Genomic DNA, 16449 nt, shown 5'->3' on the forward strand with positions numbered 1-16449 from the left:
TCGGTATAGTGGAATGAAGGGAAGAAGCGCTTTGTACGATTCTTCCTAATGATGCGGGCAACGGTCCATGAACGATTCTAAGCAAAACGGCAAAGATAAACCATCCATCGATGAGATTCAGGAATGCATTCGCTTTCTCGAATCGTTGACCGAAAAACCGGAATTGTTGACGTCGATTCCCGAAAAAGAACGCATCGCGTTGATGATCGTCGCCGGTAAAATTTCCCGTCCGGATCGGAACGAAATCCGAATTCGCAATAAAACGATCAAACATAGCAGAAGAAAAGAAGTCGTCGCTTCGGAAAAGAAAGCGCGTGCATTGACCGGAATCCGTTTGGCGCGGACCGCGACCGTATTCAAAGCCCCTTTGCAAATCGCGGATCAAACCGATATATGGAAAAGCGAAAGCGCGCCCGAGTTAGCTTCACCACGAAATTGTTATATTTGTAAAAAAGAATATACCCGTCTTCATTTCTTTTACGATGCGATGTGCGTCGAATGCGGGGATTTGAACTATAAAAAAAGATATCAGACCGCTTCCTTGTACGGACAAGTCGCTTTGATTACGGGTGCAAGACTGAAAATCGGTTATCAAGCTACGTTGATGCTGCTTCGCGCGGGTGCGACCGTAATCGCTACGACCCGTTTTCCCGTGGATGCGGCCCTACGATTTTCCAAAGAGGAGGATTTTTCCCATTGGTCCGATCGTCTTCAAATTTTCGGATTGGATCTGAGACATACTCCGAGTGTGGAATTGTTCGCAAGTTATATCGAACAAACCGTGGATCGTCTGGACATTCTAATCAATAACGCGGCGCAAACCGTTCGCAGACCTCCCGGTTTTTATTCCCACATGATTCAATCCGAATTATTAGAATACAATGATATACCGAAAGAAGCCTCTCAGCTTTTGAAGTTGCATCGGGATTGTAAGGAACGTTTGACTTCTTTCGGCGGAGAAAATCTCGCAAACGAAGCGGCTCTTCCCGTAAGCTGGAACGGAAAAATTCCCGGGGTCGGTATTCGATCTTCGGCGCAGCTTTCTCAGATTCCGTATTCTCACGATAATTCTTTCGAATTGGAGACGGTTTTCCCGGAAGGGCAACTCGACGCCGATTTACAGCAGGTCGATCTGAGAAAGACGAACAGTTGGAGACTGAAGCTCGGAGAAATTCAAACTTCCGAGATGCTTGAAGTTCAACTCGTCAACGCGGTCGCTCCCTTCGTACTTTGCAATCGCCTCGTCTCGATTATGCGTAGAGAAAACACGGGACAAAAACATATCGTGAACGTCTCCGCTATGGAAGGAAAGTTTCATCGGTTTAAAAAAGAGGACAGGCATCCTCATACCAACATGGCAAAAGCCGCGTTGAATATGCTCACTCACACGTCTGCGAGCGATTTTGCGAAAGACGGAATTTATATGAATGCCGTGGATACCGGTTGGGTGACCGATGAGGACCCGATCGAATTGTCCCAAAGAAAACAGGATTTACACGACTTTCAACCGCCTCTGGATATCGTAGACGGGGCTGCGCGTGTTTGTGATCCGTTCTTTGACGGAATTTTAACCGGCAAACACTGGTGTGGTAAGTTTTTAAAGGATTACTTTCCGATCGATTGGTAAACGCTAGGTTTTGTACCGTTCTTCGTAATTGAATGCGTAAAAGTCCGATTCCGGTTCGCATCGTAATCTTCGGATTACTCGATTGTCGGATAAGTCTAAGTGGAGAATATAACTGTAACATCTGTGGAATGTGGGAACTCCATCATTCATCGTATATACGATAGAATTTCCGATCCCCACGGTCTCCAACCAAAGAAGATAATTAAAAAGAAAACAGCGAGATACTCCGTGAGCTTGAGCCAAAGTTCCTAAAAACGTCCAGCTTCCGGTGCTAAGACGCACATTCACTCGTCTCATTTTCGAGTTACCGGAACTTACTTGATACAAAGTTCGCCCCGCCTTTTTTCCGATTCTTTTTGTCGCGGAAAGATATTTGCCGTAGGTCCTTAAAAGGTAAGGAATCTTTTTAGGAAGAGCCTTCGCTTCTTTTTCGGAAAAACGAATCCAGGTTTCTTCCGGAATTAAGAGAGTGACGGTTTCGGAAAAATTCTCCTGAAGTCTCGAATTGATTTCATAATCAGAATTTAATGATAAGCATCCCATATCGATAACGGTTTTCAAAATCGTATAAGGAGCCTCGATTATCGGATTTTTTTAAATTAAATCCTCAGGTTCTATTATTTTCAGTTTTCTAAAATAATCGAAAAATTCGTTTTCGATCGTTTCCCTTCTCGTTTTTTTCGCGGGGCCCAAGATCAACAGACGATTCTCCGCTCGCGATAAACCGACGTACAAAATTCTTCTTTCCTCTTCGAGCAATTCCAAGGGAGAATCCGGTTTTGCGTTCCAGCCGTCGGCCACGTCCACGAACACGGTGTGGAATTCCAAACCCTTGCTCGCGTGTATCGTCATCAGGAAATCTTCGGGAACTCCGGCTCGAACATATTCAGCAATTCTAAAGTTTGATCGACAGAGAATTTGAACGTCGTTCTCTGCCGGTTCGAGCGATCGAATCAAAAATGGAATCAAGTCCGAAACTTCTTCGATCGGAATTTTTCCCGCGAGTCCCTTTCCTGCGCACGCCGGAAGAACTTCCTTTTCGATTTTTTCGCGGTTTTTCCCGATGGGAATCGCGGAAGCACGAATGATTTCGGGAAGAGATCGGTAGTTTACGTTCAAGAAATGAATCCTACAAGGCTGAAAGAGTTTTTGAAAATTCAAAAAAGCGAATGGAGAACAACCTCTAAATCCGTATATGCTTTGAGAATCGTCTCCGACGACCGTAATCGAAGCGCTTTGAGAAAGGAGTTTTAAGAACTCGAGTTGTTCCGAATCCGTATCTTGAAACTCGTCTACGATGATTTTTCGAAGCGTTCGTTTCGGTTCGAGTGTCCAAACCTCTTCGTTTTTCAGACCGTCCAAAAACATTCTCACCAAATCCTCAAAGTCCAAAAAAGCGTTTTCCAGTTTGTAATTTTGATAAGCGAACTCGAGATCCTTTTTCAATTCCGGAAAATATTCCCGAATATAAGGAACATTCTCCGCCCAAAAAAGCTCGTAAGGAATTCCGCCGACTTCTTCTCGCTTCGATTTCAGATATTCACGATAAAAGACGATCTTATCCTCCGGCGGAAGGATTTTCGGTTTTTGAACTTTAAACTTAGGATGCCAGCGGCTGAGCGCATACAAACAATAGGCGTGAAACGTCTGCACTCGAATCGAATCTTTTGCGGTGGCCCGTAAGATTCGTTCCGAAATTTCTCCTGCGGCTTTTCTGGAAAACGTCAAGACCAGAACGGATTCTTCAGGAAATAAGTTTTCAACTAAAATTCGTTCGATGATTCCGACCATCGTGCTCGTTTTACCGGAACCGGCCGCGGCCACGACTTGAACGAATCTTGTATCATCTTCGATGACCGCTTTTTGGGCTTCACTATATAGAACCTTCTTTTCCATTGGTTTGCTCCGTTGCTGAAACCGGTTCTTGAAAGCGAAAAACAAGGGAGAATATTCGGATTTTTTGATAGGTTCGGGAAAAAGGCTGTACTTTTTCGAAAAGAAACCGGAGGATTGAATCGGTCCTTCCGATTTCGATCGGGAAGTGACTTCTCACAGGTTTGAAGATCGAATGATGACGCAAAGCCCCGTTCCCATTTTACCGCGAAAAAGAACCCGATTCCGCGCAACGGTTGGGTCCGTGCTTCCTCATAAAAATCCGGAGTTGTCGAGAATTCTTCTGCAGGACATTTGTCTTTTGATTTCCGGAAGACCGGTGATTCAGGCACAACTCTTCTATCTTTCCCGAAAATTCCGATCCATGGATCTGAAACCGGGAAACGAAGTCGAGTTTGACGCAAGGATCAAACCCGATCGAAAAGGCCTTTCTTCCGATTCGATCCGATTGAATTATCCAACGAAAATCTTCCGTTTTAATCCTGGAAAAGAGCGCTTCCTTTTTTAGCGTTTTACGCGTTTGACTTACCCGATCCTCGGTAAATTCTATCCTAAAATGAATTTACGATAGAACCTCGCTCTTTCGAGCAGGGGAGGTACCTTGGAAACCCTTAAGTTTTTTCTCGATTTCTTTTTAAACCTGGAAGCGCACTTGGATACGATCATTCAAACGTATCAAAACGGCACTTACGTCATTCTATTTTTGATTATCTTTGCGGAAACCGGTTTGGTCGTTACGCCGTTCCTTCCCGGAGATTCCCTTCTTTTTGCGGTCGGCGCGTTTATTGCGAGAGGTTCCCTAGATTTGGGGAGTACGCTCGTCCTTCTTATCATCGCAGCGATTTTAGGCGATACGGTCAATTATTCGGTAGGGAACTTTACCGGAGAAAAGATATTAGAAAAAGAGAAAATACCTTTGATCAAAAAGGAACATCTCCAAAAAGCCCATCGATTTTACGAAATTTACGGCGGTAAAACGATCATCATCGCTCGATTTATTCCGATTATCCGTACGTTCGCCCCTTTCGTCGCGGGAATCGGAACCATGACATATGTTAAGTTTATTGCATATAATGTGATCGGCGGAATCGTTTGGATCTCGATCTTTATCCTCGGCGGGTATTATTTCGGGAACTTAGAATTCGTAAAAAGAAATTTTAAAATTGTAATATTCGCAATTATTATTATTTCTGTCATGCCTGCGGTAATCGAATACTGGAAGGAAAGAAGAAAGGGTAGAGTTTAATCTTTTCCGAACAAAAAAGCTCGCCCGGGTTGTTGCTAAACGATGAACTTAAGAGAAAGTTTTATTTCGAAATTTTCGGCGAGCTTTGTAAAACCCAGATTCGAGATCTGGTTCGCGGCCATTTTGATTCCTGAAACTCATCAGGCGTTTTGGGTCCGATATTCCACTCTCAATCCCAGAAACAATCGGGATTTATTTCCATCCGGAGCACTTTGGGCATCTTTGTTCGATCGAAAAAATCCTAAAAATCATCGAACCACGGTCCAATCCTTTCCGTATGAAACCGTAACGATCTCCGACGATGCGATCGATTTTCCGGACGCGTCGGTCGGCCCCGATCACATGCGGGGTAAAATTCAAACGCAGCAAGGGGAGAATTTATCCTGGGATCTGGAGTTTCGTCATAAACAAGAACCCGCTTGCCATCTCCCACCTTGGCTCGAAAAAACCCCGATTCCGAAAACGAGAAGTATCGTATCTTCTCCGTTTACCGAAGTTGCGGGGTGGATTCAGCTCGCGAATCAAAAATTCACATTCCAAAATGCGAATGGACATTTCAATCATATCTGGGGAACCAATCGGGTCGCTCAGTTGTATTGGGCTTTTGTTCCGAAATTCGACAACGATCCGGACAATTGGTCCTTGGAAATCGTAACGGTTCGCCCGCAACCCTTCGCGCCGGCCTTGACCTTCGTTACGCTCTTAAAAGCGGGAATTCCGATCCATCAACATTCCATTTTCCGTTCTTTAAGAAGCGCCACAAAAGTGGAATATCCTAAAGTGACTTTCAAAACCCGTCTCGATGATTATGAAATTTTTGTGGAAGGGGAAATGGACCGAGAACAAATCGCGGGTTATATCTACCGCGATCCGGACGGAAGCCCGAGATATATCGAACAAAGCGATATCGGAACCGTAAAGTGCGTTATCCGACATCGCGGGAAAGAAATCACTTTAAAAGCGGAGCAGGCCGCGGGCGTTGAGTTTCACGGAATGCGACCTTGGAGAAACGATCACGCTTACTTGGACCCGTATCAGGTTCGGTTTTAGAACCGGCTTTATTGAATGATCGATACCGCCGAACTACGGGAATCGGTTTTCAAAAAGGAAAATCTTACTCAAAAAAAGGGCGGATTTGACCCGGAAACCCGTCTAAGAAAAAAGATTAAAAATAATTTTGACGAGAATTGGTTTGCACCCTGAGAGGAAAATCATTTCACTTCCAATCGGACGATTCGATTTCGTCGATTCTTTTTATGGAGTCTTCAATTCGGCGTTCTAATTGAAAAACATGAACCTTCTATTCAACCTGAATCATAGAATTCTCGCGCTCCTGAGCTCCGTTTTGATTCTTTATACCGTAATTGCGCTGATTCGACCGATGGATTCCGGTAGAAACGCCTCACCGGCTGCGGCCGCGACGGAATCCTCGGAAGCCTCCGAAGCGGAGGCGGAAAAGGAAAAAGCGGCCGAACTCAAACTGGAGGATCTTGCTTCGCAAGAGAATTCTTTCGCACTTCATTATGATTTGGAATCGGCTCGTTACATCGATCCGGCAAATCTCGTTCCGGTTCAACACTTCACCGAAATAGAAAACCCACCCCCGGAAAAACTCCTGCTTTCGATCTGATTGTTTTCGAAATTTTCGGGCCTTTGCCCGAACAGGAGTTTTTATGAATATTCTACAATCATTACCCCGTGTTTCCTGGGACGACTTGAAACACGATCTATCTTCGGGTTTGGTCGTCTTTTTAATCGCGCTCCCTCTTTGTATCGGAATCGCCTTCGCATCGGGCGCTCCGATCATCTCCGGTTTGATCGGAGGTATCGTCGGAGGGGTTGTCGTTTCCATGATCAGCAAGTCGCCTTTATCGGTCAGCGGCCCCGCCGCCGGATTGACGGTCATCGTTTACGATTCGATCCAAACGCTCGGAAATTTTAACGACTTTCTTTTGGCTCTCTGCATCGCGGGAGTCTTTCAAATCCTATTAGGTTTTTTGAAAGCGGGAATTCTCAGTAATTTTTTTCCGTCCTCCGTGATCAAGGGATTGTTGGCGGCGATCGGCGCGGTTCTGATCTTAAAACAGATTCCCCACGCGATCGGTTACGACATGGATTACGTAGGCGATATGGGATTTTTTCAGAAAGATCACGAAAATACGTTTTCGGAAATTTTGACCGCCTTTACCCGGTTTACGCCGGGAGCCGTGGTTCTGTTTGCAGTTTCGATTTCTTTGATTTTACTTTGGGAAAAGATGAAGCTTCAGAAAAGATTTCTAATTCACGGATCCTTGGTTGCGATCGTAGTGAGCGTTTTATTAAACGAAGTCTTTCGCTCGTTCGGATTCGGCATCGCCGTCGGTCAGGATCATTTGCTACAACCGATTCGATTGGACAACGTCTGGGATCTTTTCCAGGACGATCTTTTTCCGAACATTTCCCAATGGAAGAATCAGGCGGTTTATATCATCGGTGTGAAGATTTGTATCGTGGCCAGTTTGGAAACACTTTTGAATTTGGAGGCGGTAGAAAAATCGGATCCGGAAAGAAGAATCGTTTCCAAAAACCGCGAACTGGTTGCACAAGGGGCCGGGAACTTAATTTCCGGAATCGTAGGAGGATTGCCGATTACTTCCGTCATCATTCGAAGTTCGGCGAATTTACAAGCGGGTGCTAAAACGAGACTCTCCGCATTTCTGCACGGTATTCTGCTTCTTTTTTCGCTCGTTGTGATTCCGAGCTGGATCGCGAAAATCCCTCTGTCTGCTTTGGCGGCCGTCCTTCTCGTTGTTGGTTATAAACTCACCGATTACAGCATTCTCAAATCGCAATACAAAAAAGGGATGGATCAGTTCGTTCCTTTTATGGCGACTTTGTTGGGAATCGTTTTTACGGACATTCTGATCGGAATCGGAATCGGCGCACTGTTTTCCATCTTCTTTATTATGAGAAGAAACGTTCTCAATCCTTACGTATTCAACAAGAAGGATATGGCTTTCGGAGTGGAAGCAAGGATCGATCTTTCCGAGGACGTCTCGTTTCTGAATAAGTCGAGTATGTTGTATAAACTCGAAAAAGTTCCGAATAACTCGCGTTTGATTATCGACGGTTCCAAGTCCAAATACATCGATCCCGACGTTTTGGAGATCATCGAAGACTTTAAGATCGTCGCGAAGTCGCGTAATATCCGGCTGGAAATCATAGACGTAACGACTCCTTATCAGAAGATCAAAAACAAACCTCTGGATGTCGTCGCTCAACAGGATTATCAAAGGCTCTTCGATAACAATCGGATTTGGGTCGAGGAGAAGCTTGCCAAAGATCCCGATTACTTTAAGAATCTTGCATTGGGTCAAGCGCCTCAATACCTTCTGATTTCCTGTTCGGATAGCAGAATTTCCGTTAACGAAATGACCGGTACGAGCGCGGGGGAACTTTTCGTCCACAGAAACATCGCGAATTTAGTGATCGATACCGATATGAACCTGATGTCCGTGCTTCAGTATTCGGTCGAGGTTTTAAAGGTGAAACATATCGTAGTTTGCGGACATTACGGATGCGGAGGAGTAAAGGCTGCGATCGACGGAAAGTATCACGGTCTGATCGACGCATGGTTGAGGCACATTAAGCAGGTGTATCGAATCCATAAAAAGGAACTCATTGGGATTTTGGATGAGAGCGAAAAACACGAACGTCTCGTCGAACTCAACGTGCGGGAACAGGTTTACAATCTTTGTATGACGACCATCGTCCAGAACGCATGGGCGCAGGGCAACGACCTTCAACTTCACGGTTGGGTTTATGATATCAAAGAAGGGAAGATTATCGATCTGCACATAGAGATCGATAAGGATTTTCGGGATTACGATATTTTCCGTTATCAATTCGAAACGAACTAACAACGTTTCGATGATGGAGTTCCGAATCGTTATGGGTTTGGAAATCGTAAGTTGTCAATATCAGGAACCGGAGAACCGCTCCGGCTTCCTGATCTAAAGCCGCTTTTTATGCGTCAATATTACATCCACTTATTCCCATCGGTTCGTTTAACGTTTTTAACGTTTCGCCTTCGAGTTTCTTAAGAGATAGGAATATTCAAAAATTTTAATATTTATTCGAATTTTTACTCTCATTTGAAAGCGATCCTGCGAAACGTTCTCAGTTTAAGCGGAGATGCGGGAAAAGAAAATCCGTTCCTGAACGAAATTCTCTTTTTCCGTTGACAAGCTAATCGTAGCTTTAAGCTGGAGACATGAGGAGCGGGATCTATAAAGCGGGAATTTTTCTTACGATGCTGTCCGTCGTTGTCTTGCTTCTGGATTGCGGACCGACTTGCGGATTTAACGGTTTAGAAGATACGTCCCTTTATTCCGAATCCGTTTCTCCTTGCCATCAGGACAAAAATTCGGATTCCGAAGAGGAAAGAAACTGCGAATGGGATATCGGTTCCGTCTCGATTTCGGAATCGGATTCTCAATTCTCCAAATTCATTCGATTTTATTTACCGATTCACTTGTATTCGGCGAACGTATTCTTTTTGTTTGTCTTTTCTTTTCCGCAATCCGAGATCGTTCCAAACGAAATTCTTTCGACCGATCCCCAGCCGATCCGTTTGATTCGATCCGTCCGCATTCTAATTTGATTCAATTCTCCTAAGCTTATTTGCGGACTATGATAGGAAACTACGTTGCGTTTTCTATCAGCAGTCCGAGATCGTTTCGATTTTTTAGGAGGTATTTATGAGATACGATTCGAATTCCGCTTTCGGGAGAATTCTTTTCTTATTCGCGGATCAATTCCGATCACAACAGAATATTCGAAAAATAATATATTCCGTATTTTTAATTTTATTTTTACCGTTCATGTCCTCGCATGCGGAATCGAACGAAACTCTGGATGTTCCCAAAATCGTCGGTTTGGCGGAAAAGAATTCTCCGTTGCTTTTGTCTTTGAACGCGGATTTGGAATCCTTGTTTTATCAGCGCAAACAACAGGGAAAAACGCAGAATCCGGCCGTCACGGTCGACTACGGACAAAGAAGCGCGGCCAACGAAAGCGGTGCGGAATACGCGCTTCAATTCGAACAGCCGATCTATTTTCCGGGAAGAAAGGAATTGCGTCAGCTTTTGGTCGATAACGATTCTCGAATCAAGGAAATCCAACTCGCCGAAGCTTCCAATTCCATACGTTTCAACGCGGTCAAATTCGCGTATCGGTATTTGGTTTCGGCGGGAAAACGAAACCACGTCAAGGAACGACTGAGAAGACTTTCGATTCTTGAAAGTTATATTCGGGCGAGACCGTTCATCACTCCTCAAGCGAAGACGGATCTGTTCATCATTCAAAGAAGAATTCTCGCGTTGAGAAAACATTTCAACGATCTCGAACTGGATGCGAATAAACAGTACGAGGCGATGAACTTGTATCTGATGCTGGAATCTTCCCCTTCGTTGCGGATTCCGTTTTTTTCGGAGGGTGCCAAGTTCGATTTCAACCAATTGCAGACCAAAGCCGTTTCGCAAAATCTTAGTTTGATGGCGGCCAAGGGAGAAATCGAAAAGGCAAAAACAGAACTGAATCTCGCTACTTTGGAAAAATATCCCGATTACTCGATCATCAGCCAAGTCGGAGAAGACCGGTCGGGGGTCGCGAACCGGTTTTACGATTTCGGTTTAAAATTTCGAATTCCTCTTTGGGATCAGTTTCAAAATAAGGTTTCCGCCGCGGAAACGAACGTAAAGTCGAAGCAGGGAATTCTTCAACATCAGGAGAATCTAGTAAAGACCGCGTTCAAGCAGGCGTTTCTCGATTACGAACAATCCAAGATCAATCTGAGGCTTTACGATCTTTCTAAGTTAGACGAAATCGAGCGCGACCTGAATTACGCGGACGTAGAGTTTAAAAAGGGAAGAATTTTGATGATGAGCTATTTGGAATTGGAAAATCAGCTTCATGAAACCCATCACGCGATCTTAGACGCGCAGATTTCCCATCTTGAGGCGTTGCTAAATCTTCTCCACATCACGAACGAAAAAGATATTATAGGAACTTTTAAACATGCTGTCCAGACTTTTGAATATCAGCTTAAGTAATCCGATCCTTTCGGCGGGGATCGTATTCTTCCTATTCGTTTATTCCTTTTTCACTTTGAAAGAGGTCCCGATCGACGCGGTTCCGGACATCACGAACGTGCAGGTGATAGTCACCGTAAAAACGGGTTCTCTCGATCCGGAACAAGTCGAAAAGGTCGTCACGTTTCCTCTCGAAACGGAACTGATGGGAATGCCGAATCTAATCGACGTCCGTTCCGTATCTAAATTCGGACTTTCTAATATATCTCTGATCTTTAAGGAAGGAACGGATATCTATCAGGCGCGCAGCATGGTGCTGGAGCGATTAGCGAGCGCCAAGGAAAAACTTCCCAACGGAATTTCTCCCACGATCGTCCCGAACACGACCGGTCTCGGAGAAATTTTCTTTTATACGGTCGAGGCAAAACCGGGAAGCAAACTCGCGTCTCTTCCGGAAAAGGATCTTCTTCTTTATTTAAGAACGGTTCAGGACTATACGGTTCGTCCTCAGTTGAAGGCGCTCGTTCCGGGGATCGTCGAAGTCGATTCCAACGGAGGATACGAAAAGGAAATTCATATCGATTTGAATCCTTCCAAGATGAAATCCTGGGGAATTACGATCGATCAGTTGATCGGGGAATTATCCACGATCGGAGAAAGTTTCGGCGGCGGTTTTATCGAAAACGACGGAAAGGTTTCGATCGTGCGCGCTTACGGAATCAAAAAGAATTTGGCTTCGTTGTCCGAAGTGACGATTAAAAGAACTCTGACAGGATCTTCGATTCGCGTGGGCGACATTGCGGAAGTGAAGGAGCACGGTAAACAGCGATTAGGCGGAGCAAGCTCCGAAGGAAAGGAGATCGTTCTCGGAACTGCGATGATGCTCCGCGGCGAGAATAGTTATCGGGTGAACGCGGATTTGAATCAGGCGGTTTCGCGTCTGAATCTTCCCGAAGACGTTCAGGTTCGGGTTCTTTTGGAAAGATCCTTTTTGATCCACTCGACGATCCGAACCGTGATCAAGAATCTCGCCGAAGGAGCGATTCTCGTCGTTCTTACTTTGTTCTTTATTTTGTTCAACATTAAAGCTTCCGTAATCGTTGCGATGATCATTCCCGGTTCCATGTTGTTGACAGCCATCTTTATGAAGGTTTTCGGAATTTCCGCGAACCTCATGAGTTTGGGCGCGATCGATTTCGGTCTTCTTGTGGACGCTTCGATCGTGATCACCGAAAACGTTTTGACCCGTTTCGAAAAGACTTCGTTTATCAATCGAGAGGAAAAGATCGAAATGATTTTGAACGCTTCTCTGGAGGTTTTAAAACCGGTTTCGTTCGGAGTCGTCGTGATTATGCTTGTATACGTTCCGATTTTAACGTTAGACGGAATACCGGGAAAGATGTTTCGTCCTATGGCGGAGACCGTCCTTCTCGCTTTGGGTTTCAGTTTGATTTTGGCGGTTTTCTTTTTGCCTCCGATGCTTTTCTTTTTCATTTCACCTTCCGCTAAAGGACAAGGCGCACATCGAGAGACGAAAAAAAGCAGAATCGTAGAGTTGTATGAAACTTATCTTCCTATTCTTTTGAATAACCCGAAACCGATCGTGATCGGTTCGGTCGTATTCTTTCTTCTAACCTTGCTGATCTACTTCAGAATGGGAACGGTCTTTCTTCCGAAATTGATGGAAGGCGATTTGATGCTCGTCGTCGTGCGGGAAGGGGATATCAGCATAGAAGAAAGTCTAAAGGAACAGAAGGAAGTCGAAAAACTTCTCATGGAAATGCCCGAGGTGCAAAGCGTGTTTTCGAGAATCGGAACGAGTTCCGTGGCGAACGATCCGATGGGAACCTTCAACGCGGATACGTTCATCCTTCTTAAAAAGAAATCCTTGGACGATCTCCTTCAGGCAAAGAATTGGGAACTTTTTTTGGATCGGATTCATAAAAAGGTTCAGGATCGTTTCCCGAGTTCGGAATTGACGCTCAGTCAACCGCTGGAAGCGAGATTCAACGAGCTTCTGGAAGGAAGCAGGGCAGACATCAGCGTTCGGATTCTGGGAAAGGACTTAAACGTTCTATTAGGATTGCAGGAAAACTTGAAGGAAACGCTTCATAAGATTTCCGGGGCTGCGGAGGTGGAACTCGATCCGATCATGGCCCTTCGGAAATCCCGGGTGATCGACATCACTCCGGACCCTTCTAAATTAAAATATTATAATATATCCCTTCCTTCGTTTAACAACGTGGTCGAATCTTCGATGAGCGGATTCGAGCTCGGAGGATATTACGAGGAGGAGGTTCGGTTTCCGATTAAAATCTGGCTTTCGGAGGAATTCAGAAATAGGGAATCGGAAATCTCCGATATCGGAGTCGGCACGTTGGACGGAGGGATGATTCCGATTAAACTTCTCGCCTCGATCGATAAAAAGGAAAAGGTCATGACGATTTCCAGGAATCGATCCAGACGATTCGTCGCCGTATCGGTGAATCTTCGCGGAAGGGATTTGGAAGGATTTTATTCCGAAGCGAAGGATAAGATTTCCGCGATGAACATACCGCAGGGGTATTCGGTTTTTTGGGGAGGTCAGATCGAGAATCTTGCGAAAGCGAAGGAAAAATTATCGGTCATTCTTCCTTCCACATTGTTGATGATCTTTGTCGTGTTGTATCTCGGATTGAGATCGGTTCGACAGGCGCTTCTTGTTTTCTTTTGTGTTCCGTTCGCTTTGACGGGAGGAATTTGGTTTTTATTTTTGCGCGGAATGGATCTAAGCGTTTCCGCTTTCGTGGGATGTATCGCGTTGTCCGGGATCGCCGTGTTAAACGGACTCGTTAAGTTGGATACGATTCATCGAATCCGAGAGGAAAAGAATCTTTCCGTGCGGGATGCGGTTTTGGAAGGTGCGACGAGCAGAATCCGTCCCGTAATTATGACTGCTCTTGTCGCTTCTTTCGGGTTTATTCCGATGGCGTTCGGTGGCGGCTTGGGTTCGGAAGTTCAGAAACCGTTGGCAACGGTCGTCATCGGGGGAATCGTTTCTTCCACAATGCTTACGCTTGTCATTCTTCCCGTGTTCTATTATTGGATGGAGGAAAAAACAGAAAATTAGAATATTCCGAGTTTATGATATAATAGATATAGACGAAAGAGATTCTTTTCTTTTTGAAAAATCCTCAAGCGAATGTGCGGAGTGAAACGGAACAACGTTAAAAAACTTCCCGAAATCGGAACGGTCTCGGGAAGTTTTCAGCGAATTACTGATTGGATTTGGCGTTGTTAGCCATTTTCAAGAAGTAGGCGTTCGTGTCATACCAGAGTTGTCCCAAGTAGAGAGCGTTGGTCGCTTCCAAGTGGTCGATTCCGGTGGTTAAAAGAGGGATAGAGGGGCCTCCCTTCCAAGTACCCCATCTTTGAGAAGAATCGGGAACGACGCCGTCGTTCGCGATGCTCATCCCGTAGAAAGGAGCGCCGATCGCGCAGATTGGATGCAGTAATCCCATAGCAGGATGTTGAATCAGATCCGCAACGCTGATTGTCGAACCGTAAGAAAAATACTTCACTCCGGAAGCGTTCGGTGCGGAAGCGTTGAACGTTTTCGCTCCGTCCGTTGTGAGCAACTTTAACGCCGCGGTTGCGTTTTGGCTGGAATCTCCGTAAACCACACCCGCAAGTGTTTCGATAATCGTGGAAACGTAAGGGAGCGCCCAGCTCGGGATCACTGCCAAAACGATGTTTGCGATCGGACTTCCTTGGTGCGGCGTATTCAGAGTCGTTACGCTTGCGACCTTGCTGCTCATGGAAAGATTAGAAACCATGTAACGCGCATCCAATCCGCCTTGCGAGTGGCCGATGATATGCACTTTACCGGTGTAATTGTTTGCAGCCATTGCCGCGAGGATTGCCGTCTTCAATTGAGAAGCTCTGCTTGCGCTGGAATTCAACGCAGTAACGGAAGGAGTTAGGACGGTTGCTCCTTGATTGCGAAGATACGCCGCGTTTCATCCCCAATAGTCGACTACCGTAGAACCGTTTCCCCAACCGAACAAGCCGTGAGCTAAAACGATCGGATAACTTCCGGAGAGCGGCTTTCCCGTTCCTCCGCCGGACGCCGACAATACGCTCGTCATAAAGAAGACAAGCACTACACTTAATATTCTCATCACACTTTTCATTTGTATTTACCTCATGCGATCCATCCGGAACCGCAGAACGAAGGATATAAAGGAGCGAACGCCGTTCAAGAAAAAAATGTTAAGCGACATGCAAAATGCTTCATTTTATCGCATAACGTACGTCCGTTATATGAAGCGTTAATTTAATATTCTTAAAATATTATATTCTTTAAATTTAATGTATTTGATCGCAATTTGGGGATGTTTTGAACTGGCAGCCGTGTTTTGCGGAGAGAAAAAGAGGCTGAACGTCGTGTTCGAAGGCGCAAAAGAATCGCCCCGCAGTTATAGAAACCGCGGGAGCGGGAAAAAGTCAGAGGAATTGATCTGCGATTCTCAAAGAGAACGAGAATTCTTCTTATCCGAAAGAATCGAACCTTCTCTTTGAATGCGGATGTTTACTGGTTACTTTTTGCGTTAGACGCCATCTTCAAGAAGTAGGCGTTCGAATCATACCAGAGTTGTCCGAGATACAAAGTATTCGGAGCTTCCAGGTGATCGATCCCGGTCGTTAAAAGAGGAATCGAAGGCCCGCCTTTCCAAGTCCCCCATCTTTGAGAAGAATCAGGAACGACTCCGTCGTTTGCGATGCTGAGTCCGTAGAAAGGTCCGCCGATCGCGCAGATCGGTTGGAGCAATCCCATCAAAGGATGTTGAATCAGATCGGGAATCGTGATCGTCGAACCGTAAGAGAAGTATTTCACGGCGGAACTATTTGGAGTATTCGCGTTGAAAGTCGTCAGATTTGCGGTTGTGAACATCTTCAAGGCGTTCGAAGCGTTTTGGTTGGATTGACCTAAAACGACCTGAACTACGGTTCCCACGATTGTGGAAACGTAAGGCAAAGCCCAGCTTGGAATCACGGAATACATGATGTTCGCAATCGGGCTTCCGCGGTGCGGAGTGTTCAACGTAGTAAGCGACGCGATTTTGTTCGCCATTCCGAGGTTTGCGATCATGTAACGGGAATCCAATCCGCCTTGAGAATGGCCGATGATATGAATTTTACCGGTGTAATTGTTGGCTGCGAGCCCTGCTAGGATCTGTGTCTTTAGTTGAGTCGCGCGAGCGGAGCTGGATTCAAGAGAGGTTACGGTAGGAGTAAAAACGGTTGCACCTTGATTTCTCAAATACGCCGCATTTCCACCCCAATAGTCAGTGATGGTCGATCCGTTTCCCCAGCCCAGGGTTCCGTGAGCAAGAACGATTGGGTAAGTTCCGGAAAGGGGCTTGCTCGAAGATCCGCCGCCGGATGCATATAAAACGTTCGTTATTAAAAACGCGAACGTTAACAAAATTCTAAGTTTCACTTTTCTCATTTTCTTCACCTTATTTATTTTCAAATCGAAACGCAGTGGAACGTAACGTGGGTGGGGAATGAATCAAGTAAAAAACGGAATATAAGCGGGATCTAAGTAAATTATTTTAGAAAAACGTTAT

12 protein-coding genes and 1 pseudogene are annotated in these 16449 nt (G+C 45.3%); 9 read left to right on the forward strand and 4 right to left on the reverse strand.

All coding sequences use genetic code 11. The annotated features are described in order from the left end of the window. Window positions 1–67 precede the first annotated feature (67 nt). Window positions 68–1627, forward strand: coding sequence for an SDR family NAD(P)-dependent oxidoreductase (locus LFX17_RS02650; RefSeq protein WP_238728748.1), 1560 nt, complete (start codon window positions 68–70; stop codon window positions 1625–1627). 3 nt (window positions 1628–1630) lie between these two features. Here the strand turns inward: LFX17_RS02650 and LFX17_RS02655 are convergent, their stop codons facing one another. Beyond that, window positions 1631–2170 (reverse strand): DUF1564 domain-containing protein, encoded by a 540-nt coding sequence (locus LFX17_RS02655; RefSeq protein WP_238728749.1) that lies wholly within the window; start codon window positions 2168–2170, stop codon window positions 1631–1633. A gap of 51 nt (window positions 2171–2221) precedes the next feature. Then, entirely contained in the window at window positions 2222–3523 is a 1302-nt protein-coding gene (locus LFX17_RS02660; protein ID WP_238744883.1) for a UvrD-helicase domain-containing protein, read from the reverse strand. A 172-nt stretch (window positions 3524–3695) separates the two neighbouring features. Between LFX17_RS02660 and LFX17_RS02665 the strand changes: the two genes are divergently transcribed. The 8 genes from LFX17_RS02665 (at window position 3696) to LFX17_RS02700 (ending at window position 13946) form a co-directional block, all read left to right on the forward strand. Further along, window positions 3696–4028 (forward strand): hypothetical protein, encoded by a 333-nt coding sequence (locus tag LFX17_RS02665; protein ID WP_238728751.1) that lies wholly within the window; start codon window positions 3696–3698, stop codon window positions 4026–4028. A gap of 93 nt (window positions 4029–4121) precedes the next feature. Beyond that, complete coding sequence (locus tag LFX17_RS02670) at window positions 4122–4766, forward strand: DedA family protein (RefSeq protein ID WP_238728752.1); 645 nt, start codon at window positions 4122–4124, stop codon at window positions 4764–4766. 42 nt (window positions 4767–4808) lie between these two features. Then, window positions 4809–5816: a hypothetical protein gene (locus LFX17_RS02675; protein WP_238744889.1), complete on the forward strand. Its 1008-nt coding sequence runs from the start codon at window positions 4809–4811 to the stop codon at window positions 5814–5816. A gap of 241 nt (window positions 5817–6057) precedes the next feature. Next, window positions 6058–6396 carry a hypothetical protein gene (locus LFX17_RS02680; protein ID WP_238728754.1) on the forward strand — a complete coding sequence of 113 codons (339 nt, stop codon included), beginning with the start codon at window positions 6058–6060 and terminating at the stop codon, window positions 6394–6396. 43 nt (window positions 6397–6439) lie between these two features. Beyond that, window positions 6440–8665 carry a SulP family inorganic anion transporter gene (locus LFX17_RS02685; protein ID WP_238744891.1) on the forward strand — a complete coding sequence of 742 codons (2226 nt, stop codon included), beginning with the start codon at window positions 6440–6442 and terminating at the stop codon, window positions 8663–8665. Window positions 8666–9018: 353 nt separating this feature from the next. Then, window positions 9019–9408 (forward strand): hypothetical protein, encoded by a 390-nt coding sequence (locus tag LFX17_RS02690; protein ID WP_238728756.1) that lies wholly within the window; start codon window positions 9019–9021, stop codon window positions 9406–9408. Between the two features lie 220 nt (window positions 9409–9628). Beyond that, window positions 9629–10858 (forward strand): TolC family protein, encoded by a 1230-nt coding sequence (locus LFX17_RS02695; protein ID WP_238747636.1) that lies wholly within the window; start codon window positions 9629–9631, stop codon window positions 10856–10858. Further along, entirely contained in the window at window positions 10824–13946 is a 3123-nt protein-coding gene (locus LFX17_RS02700) for an efflux RND transporter permease subunit (RefSeq protein ID WP_238744893.1), read from the forward strand. The genes LFX17_RS02695 and LFX17_RS02700 overlap by 35 nt, the downstream gene beginning before the upstream one ends. 145 nt (window positions 13947–14091) lie before the next feature. On the opposite strand, the pseudogene LFX17_RS02705 reads toward LFX17_RS02700, so the two are convergent. Together LFX17_RS02705 and LFX17_RS02710 are read right to left on the reverse strand one after the other, a co-directional pair. Further along, window positions 14092–15009 (reverse strand): annotated as a pseudogene (locus tag LFX17_RS02705) (lipase family alpha/beta hydrolase). Between the two features lie 398 nt (window positions 15010–15407). Then, on the reverse strand, window positions 15408–16328 hold the full coding sequence (locus LFX17_RS02710; protein ID WP_238744894.1) for a lipase family alpha/beta hydrolase: 921 nt from the start codon (window positions 16326–16328) through the stop codon (window positions 15408–15410). Window positions 16329–16449 lie beyond the last annotated feature (121 nt).

Origin of the sequence: Leptospira sanjuanensis (assembly GCF_022267375.1) — a bacterium.
Lineage (GTDB): Bacteria > Spirochaetota > Leptospiria > Leptospirales > Leptospiraceae > Leptospira > Leptospira sanjuanensis.

Coding starts and splice junctions, on each gene's coding strand:
- LFX17_RS02650 (WP_238728748.1), top strand. CDS start 68: ATGAACGATTCTAAGCAAAACGGCAAAGATAAACCATCCATCGATGAG.
- LFX17_RS02660 (WP_238744883.1), bottom strand. CDS start 3,523: ATGGAAAAGAAGGTTCTATATAGTGAAGCCCAAAAAGCGGTCATCGAA.
- LFX17_RS02695 (WP_238747636.1), top strand. CDS start 9,629: ATGTCCTCGCATGCGGAATCGAACGAAACTCTGGATGTTCCCAAAATC.
- LFX17_RS02700 (WP_238744893.1), top strand. CDS start 10,824: ATGCTGTCCAGACTTTTGAATATCAGCTTAAGTAATCCGATCCTTTCG.
- LFX17_RS02675 (WP_238744889.1), top strand. CDS start 4,809: ATGAACTTAAGAGAAAGTTTTATTTCGAAATTTTCGGCGAGCTTTGTA.
- LFX17_RS02685 (WP_238744891.1), top strand. CDS start 6,440: ATGAATATTCTACAATCATTACCCCGTGTTTCCTGGGACGACTTGAAA.
- LFX17_RS02655 (WP_238728749.1), bottom strand. CDS start 2,170: ATGGGATGCTTATCATTAAATTCTGATTATGAAATCAATTCGAGACTT.
- LFX17_RS02690 (WP_238728756.1), top strand. CDS start 9,019: ATGAGGAGCGGGATCTATAAAGCGGGAATTTTTCTTACGATGCTGTCC.
- LFX17_RS02680 (WP_238728754.1), top strand. CDS start 6,058: ATGAACCTTCTATTCAACCTGAATCATAGAATTCTCGCGCTCCTGAGC.
- LFX17_RS02665 (WP_238728751.1), top strand. CDS start 3,696: ATGATGACGCAAAGCCCCGTTCCCATTTTACCGCGAAAAAGAACCCGA.
- LFX17_RS02710 (WP_238744894.1), bottom strand. CDS start 16,328: ATGAGAAAAGTGAAACTTAGAATTTTGTTAACGTTCGCGTTTTTAATA.